Source organism: Candidatus Methylomirabilota bacterium (assembly GCA_036005065.1).
GTDB lineage: Bacteria > Methylomirabilota > Methylomirabilia > Rokubacteriales > DASRDR01 > DASYQW01.
Genome location: DASYQW010000323.1, coordinates 1 through 6,188 on the forward strand (window position 1 = coordinate 1; position 6,188 = coordinate 6,188).

Here is a 6,188-nt window from a genome sequence, read left to right on the forward strand (position 1 = left end):
AGGTCGGCCATCGCCACGATGCCGCAGCACGCCCCGGCATCGTCGACGACGGGCACGCGCCGGATCTGGCGCTCCTGCATGAGCGCGCTGACCTGGGTCACGTCGTCCTCGGGCCGGCAACAGATGGGCTCGGGGCTCATGTGATCGTGCAGGGTCGCGGTCGCCAGGTCGCTACCCGTGGCCATCACGCGGCAACAGAGATCGCGGTCGGTGACGATGCCGACCGGCCGCCGGCTCTCCTCACTGTCGATGATCGGGACGGCGCCGACATCGAGGTTCCTCATCAGCAGGGCGGCCCGCTGCACCGAGTCGCCCGGTGTGCAGCACGCAGGGTTCGGGGTCATGATGTCTTGCACCTTCATACGCGCTCCTCCGTGTGTCACGCCCCCGGGAGGCGTGGCGCGCAGGCGCGACCGGCCAGGCCCGCGCCCACGCGTCTTCGGGCTGGGCCAGGCTGGCTACTGGGTCTTGGGCTGCTCCGATGACGGCACTGGGGCACCCCCACCCGGTGCGATAGCCGGCGGAGCGGGCCGCGCCGGTGAGTCGGCCTTCTGCTCGGCAGCCATCACTTCGATCGACTTCGCGATGTTCTTGCCGTCGTGGGTCTCGTAGGACGCCTTCACCTTGGCGCCCTCATGGATGTCCGCGAACGAGCCACTCTTGCCTTCCACCTGGATCTTCGTGTCGCCGGTCACCTCCAGGGCTGCCCCGAACAGGCCGAGCAGTCCCGCGGACACGTGGAGGGTCTTCGCCGCCGCGTCGACCTTCTTCACCGTCCCCTCGACTTCCTTCGTTTTCGGCTCCGCAGGCTGCGCGCCGGGCGCGGCGGGCGCGGGACGCGCCGGATACGGCGACGGTGCCGGCTGGGTCGTCTGGGCCATCACCGGGGCGACGACCAGGGCGACGATCGCCGTCACCGAGGCCAAGACCGTCAGGAATCGCATCACCCCAACCTCCTTCCTTGTTGGTTCGGGCTCGGGCCCCCGTCTGGTTGCTGACGAAACCACTCCCTCTCGGCGCCTAAACCGAAGCAACCCCGCTGCCAGGCATCGGTCGCCCCGCTGGGGTTGATTTCATGTCGGTTACTTCGGGGCTTGGCCCCTAGCATCCCTCGGGGCGGTCCGTCCGAACCCCAACGCCTCGTCCGACAGGTCGACACAGACCGGCACCGCATCCATCCAATTCGTTCGGGGCGATCCGGCCGAGGTGTAGCATGACCGCGTGCCGAGCCCTCGGCTGCTCCTCGTGTGCCTGGCTCTGCTGGGCGCCGTCGCGACGCTCGCCCCGGTTCGATCGGCGGCCGAGCTCCCGGAGACGCCGGGGCCAGAGCCGCCGGCCACCGACGAGGGAGACGCCGCCGAGCTCGAGCCCATCGCCGACGCCCAGGAGGTACAGCCGGGCGCCGTGGTCCACCTCGAGTTCACCCTCCGCAGCGCGAGCGGCGAGATTCTGGACTCGACGCAGGGCCGGGCTCCCCTCGTCTACACGCACGGTAAGGGGGAGATCATCGCCGGACTGGAGCGGGCGCTCACGGGAATGAGGGTGGGAGAGGAGAAGGAGGTGACGGTGGCGCCCGAGGAGGCCTATGGTCCGCTGGATCCGGCGGCGGTCACCGAGGTCCCCACGGATCGGGTGCCCCCGGAGGCCCGCGCGGTCGGGGCGCGGCTCCTCGGCCACACCCCGAGCGGGCGCGAGATCTCAGTGCGGGTCCGCGAGATCAAGGAGGAGACGATCCTCCTGGACCTCAATCACCCCCTGGCCGGACAGACCCTCGTGTTCGACGTCAAGATCATCCTCGTCGAGCCGCCGGCGCCGGACGGGCCGGCGGAGTGACGGACTCCGCCGCATCCCGCGGGTGGCGGCGGTGCGCCGAGCGGCTTGGCGGTCAGCGGCTCCCCGCCCCGAACTCCCGGACCTCGAACACCTGGCGCTTCACGTGCCCGTCGAAGGCCGGAAAGCGCTTGCTGTCCTCCAGCGAGACCTTCCGCTCGGGCGAGCTCAGGGCGGCTTGCAGGTCATCCATCGTATCGAAGTAGAGATCGCAGATCTGGTAGATCTCGTCCCCGGGCTCGCCCATCGACACCACGATGCGACGGATGCGCGGCCAGCGGGCGACCGTCGGCAGGTGCGTGGACCAGTAGTGTTCGTCGAAGGCCGCCGGCTCCTCCGGTCGCCCCTGGTAGATCACCGAGAGCTTCACCATGCCGTCGTCCTCCCCTCGGGTCAGCGCTCCCCACCGATCAAGTCGAAGAACCGACGGATGCGGCCGAGCAGAGAGCCCGACGGAACCGGGCTCGGCTCGATGGCGTCCGTCGCCGGGTCATGGAGAATGGCGTCCACGTGCTCGGCCTTTCGCTTCTCGAGCGTCCGGCAGAGTCGACCTGCGGCGGCCGGATCGTTGAGGAGAACCGGCCGGAGCGCATCGCGGCTGAGAACCAGGAGATCGGTGTCCTCGAGCGTGCGGATCGTCGCCGAGCGCGGCGCGCCGGTGAGGAGCGACAGCTCGCCGAAGTAATCGCCCGCTTCGATCACGGCCAGCGTCCGCTCCGGGCCGCCGTTCGGGGAGTGCAGGGAGACCTGAACCCGGCCCGACGCAACCACGAAGAGACTGTCCCCGGGCTCGCCCTGCCGGACCACGACCATTCCCGCCGGGTAGGGCTCGATCCGGACCTCGGTCGCCAGCCGCTCCACCTCCTCCTGCGTGAGGGCCGCCAGGAAGTCGACGCTGCGCAGGAGCCCGGCGACCCGCTCGAACTCCTCGTGGTGCCGGGCGGCGTCGACCATCGCGGCATCACGCCAGTACACATTCGACGTGGGAAACGGAATCTGGATGCCCCGCCGGCGGAAGGCGTACCAGACGTGGGCCAGTACCGCGCCCTGGATCTCGTTCCAGTTGGCGAAGTCGCGGATGTAGTAGGTCAGGCGATAGACGATCGAGAAGTTGTCGAAGCGGCTCACCAGCGCGAAGGGCGGCGGCATCGGCAGGACGCCCTCGGCCTCGAGGGCGGCGTGCTCGAGCACCCCGGTCACCCGGTTCGGCGGCTCGGCATAGGCGACGCCCACCTCGATCGAGTGCCCGTGGATGGGACTCGGCCGGCTCATGTTCACGATCTCGGCCTTGGCGACCACGCTGTTCGGAATGATGAGGTAGTCTTCCTGCTTCTGGATCTGGACCTTGACCGCGCGCCAGCTCACCTCCTGGATGCGGCCCACGCGGTCACCGATTCGGATCCAGTCGCCGGACTCGAAGGGGCGATCGATCATCAGCGCCAGGCCGGCGAACAGGTTGGCCAGGGTCTCCTGGAGGGCGAGCCCGAGCACGATGGTGAGCGCGGCCGAGGTGGCCACCAGGGCGGTGACGTCGACCCCGAGGCCCATCCGGAGGAGGACGACCAGCGCCACGACCGCGAAAATGGCGGAGCAGATCTCGCGCAGGATGGCGGGCGGTGCCACGCGACCCTGGCGCACCGCCACCACGTCGAGCATGAAGACTTCGACGATCTTGAACGCGAGGTAGGCGAGCGCGAACAGGGTCAGAACGTAGAGATACGGCTTGAGCCCGTCGCCGGGGCCCGGCCCGAGGTAGCGGAACAGGGCCAGGCTGCCCGCGAACGCCGTGAGCGTGAGTGCCAGGGACAGACGGCGGAGCAGCGGCCGGCGGCACAGCGCCCGAACGATCAGGGCGGCCACCATGAACACGGCCACCGCGATGGCGGCCGCACCGGCCAGGTCGATCAGCCGTGGGTCCACGTCACCTCCGGTCCGGGGTCCCGCGGAAACGGCCGGGTCGCGCGGGCCACGACTGACCGATCTTACTGCAAAAGCGCGCGGCGTGCCAAGGAACGGGTCCAGGCGCCGATTACCTGGGCTATACTGGGGACCGCCAACGCTCCCCGGCTCCCCGACAGGAGGACTCCGCCATGATCGACTTCAGCATCCCCCCCGAGCTTGCCGAGATGCGCAAGGCCGTGACCGACTTCATGGAAGAGCACGTCTACCCGGCCGAGCGCGAGACGACGGACGAGGGCGAAGGGCTGCCGCGGGATCGCCTCCGGGGGCTCCAGGCCAAGGCGAAGGAGCGGGGGCTCTGGGCCCCCCACATGCCCGAGGAGGTCGGGGGCATGGGCATCGGTGCTGTCGGCCTGGCCCTCCTCAACGAGATCATCGGACGGAGCCCGATCGGGCCGGTCATCCTCGGCTGCCAGGCCCCCGACGCCGGCAACTGCGAGATCCTCCACCTCTACGGGACCGAGGAGCAGAAGCGCCGCTACCTCGTCCCCAATGTCGCCGGCGAGGTCCGCTCGTGCTTCTCGATGACCGAGCCGGAGGTTTCCGGCGCGGACCCCACCGGCCTCCGGACGACCGCCGTTCTGGAGGGGGACGAATGGGTGATCAACGGCCACAAGTGGTTTACGAGCGGGGCCATCGGCTCGGCCTTCGCCATCGTCATGGCCAAGACGGAGCCCCAGGCCCAGCCCCACAGCCGCTTCAGCATGATCATCGTCCCGACCGACACGCCCGGGTTCCGGATCGTGCGCCCGATCCCGGTGATGGGGCACACCCGGGCCCGCGGCGGGCACTGCGAGATCCGCTACGAGAACTGCCGCGTGCCGGCCCGGAACCTGCTCGGCCCCCGCGGACAGGGCTTCAAGATCGCCCAGGCCCGCCTGGGGCCGGGCCGCATCCAGCACTGCATGCGCTGGCTCGGCGTGGCCCAGCGCAGCTTCGAGCTGATGTGCCGGCACGTCACGCGGCGCGAGGCGTTCGGCTCGAAACTGGCCGAGAAGCAGACCGTCCAGAACTGGATCGCCGATTCGGCGGCGGAGATCCAGGCGGCGCGCCTCATGACGCTCCACGCGGCGTGGAAGATGGACCAGAAGCTCGACGCTCGCGTCGACATCTCCCTGATCAAGTTCTTCGGGGCCAAGGTGCTGATCGACGTCATCGACCGGGCCATCCAGGCGCACGGCGCGGCGGGGATCACAGGCGACCTGCCGCTCGAGGGGTTCTACCGGGAGGCCCGGGCCGCGCGCATCTACGATGGTCCGGACGAGGTGCACCGGATGGTGGTGGCTCGGCGCATCCTGCGAGAATTCCAGGAGTAGCCCCCGCCGGTGGCGGAGCCTCCCTCCGAAGAAGACACCGCCCCCGTCCGGGCCGACGAGGAGCTGGACCGCGAGGCGCTGGCGCCGTACCTCCGGGGCCGGCTCGCCGGAAGCGAGGCCCCCCTGTGCCTCCGCCAGTTCCCGGGCGGCCACTCGAACCTGACCTACCTCCTGCGCTTCGGCGAGCAGGAGTACGTGCTCCGCCGCCCGCCGTTGGGCCCGGTGGCGCCGACCGCCCACGACATGACGCGGGAGTACCGGGTGCTGTCGGCCCTCTGGCCGGTCTTCCCGCCCGCGCCGCGGCCGTACCTCCTGTGCGCGGATCCGGGCGTCATCGGCGCCCCCTTCTACGTCATGGAGCGGCGCCACGGGCTCGTCGTACGGGCGACGATTCCGCCCGAGATCGGCGCCGACCCGGCGCGCCGCCGTCGCGCGAGTGAGGCGGTCGTTGACACCCTGGTCGCGCTCCACGCCATCGACTGGGAGGCGGTCGGCCTGGCCGGGCTGGGACGGCCGGCCGGCTTCGTCGAGCGCCAGGTGCGTGGATGGGCCGAGCGCTACGAGCGCGCCAAGACGCGCGAGATTGCCGCCATCCGCGACCTGGCGCGCTGGCTCGGCGAGCGGATCCCGCCGGCCCCGGCCCCGACGCTCCTCCACAACGACTTCAAGTTCGACAACCTCATGCTGGACCGAACCGACCCCGGCCGGGTGGTCGCGGTCCTCGACTGGGAAATGGCCACCGTGGGAGACCCGCTGGTCGACCTCGGCCTCCTGCTCTGCTACTGGGGGGACGCGGCGGACCCGCCGGCCCGGCGACAGTCGGTGAGCCAGGTCACGGCCGAGCCGGGGTTCCTGAGCCGGACCGAGGTGCTCGCGCGCTATGCGGCGCGCACCGGCCGGGACGTCTCGCGGATCGCGTTCTACGAGGCCTTCGCGCTTTACAAGGTGGCGGTGGTCGTCCAGCAGATCTACGTCCGCTACCACCGGGGTCAGACCAAGGACGTCCGGTTCGCCACCTTCGAGGACCGCGTCGTCGGCCTGGCCCAGGCGGCCCTCGACGTGGCCGAGCGCTCCGGCCTCTAG

Annotated in this window: 7 protein-coding genes; 3 read left to right on the top strand and 4 right to left on the bottom strand. The window is 70.5% G+C overall.

All coding sequences use genetic code 11. The annotated features are described in order from the left end of the window. Positions 1–362: CBS domain-containing protein (locus VGW35_21780; protein ID HEV8310304.1), on the bottom strand; the 362-nt coding region annotated here is incomplete at its 3' end. Between the two features lie 96 nt (positions 363–458). Continuing rightward, on the bottom strand, positions 459–944 hold the full coding sequence (locus VGW35_21785; GenBank protein ID HEV8310305.1) for a hypothetical protein: 486 nt from the start codon (positions 942–944) through the stop codon (positions 459–461). A 277-nt stretch (positions 945–1,221) separates the two neighbouring features. Between VGW35_21785 and VGW35_21790 the strand changes: the two genes are divergently transcribed. Continuing rightward, positions 1,222–1,833, top strand: a complete 612-nt coding sequence (locus VGW35_21790) for a peptidylprolyl isomerase (protein ID HEV8310306.1) — start codon at positions 1,222–1,224, stop codon at positions 1,831–1,833. A 52-nt stretch (positions 1,834–1,885) separates the two neighbouring features. On the opposite strand, the gene VGW35_21795 is transcribed toward VGW35_21790, so the two are convergent. Continuing rightward, positions 1,886–2,203 carry an EthD family reductase gene (locus VGW35_21795; protein HEV8310307.1) on the bottom strand — a complete coding sequence of 106 codons (318 nt, stop codon included), beginning with the start codon at positions 2,201–2,203 and terminating at the stop codon, positions 1,886–1,888. Positions 2,204–2,223: 20 nt separating this feature from the next. Further along, positions 2,224–3,750: a mechanosensitive ion channel family protein gene (locus VGW35_21800; GenBank protein ID HEV8310308.1), complete on the bottom strand. Its 1,527-nt coding sequence runs from the start codon at positions 3,748–3,750 to the stop codon at positions 2,224–2,226. A 170-nt stretch (positions 3,751–3,920) separates the two neighbouring features. Between VGW35_21800 and VGW35_21805 the strand changes: the two genes are divergently transcribed. Together VGW35_21805 and VGW35_21810 are read left to right on the top strand one after the other, a co-directional pair. After that, the gene (locus VGW35_21805; GenBank protein ID HEV8310309.1) at positions 3,921–5,105 is read left to right on the top strand and encodes an acyl-CoA dehydrogenase family protein; all 1,185 of its coding nucleotides are present in this window, start codon (positions 3,921–3,923) and stop codon (positions 5,103–5,105) included. Between the two features lie 9 nt (positions 5,106–5,114). Continuing rightward, positions 5,115–6,188 carry a phosphotransferase family protein gene (locus VGW35_21810; protein ID HEV8310310.1) on the top strand — a complete coding sequence of 358 codons (1,074 nt, stop codon included), beginning with the start codon at positions 5,115–5,117 and terminating at the stop codon, positions 6,186–6,188.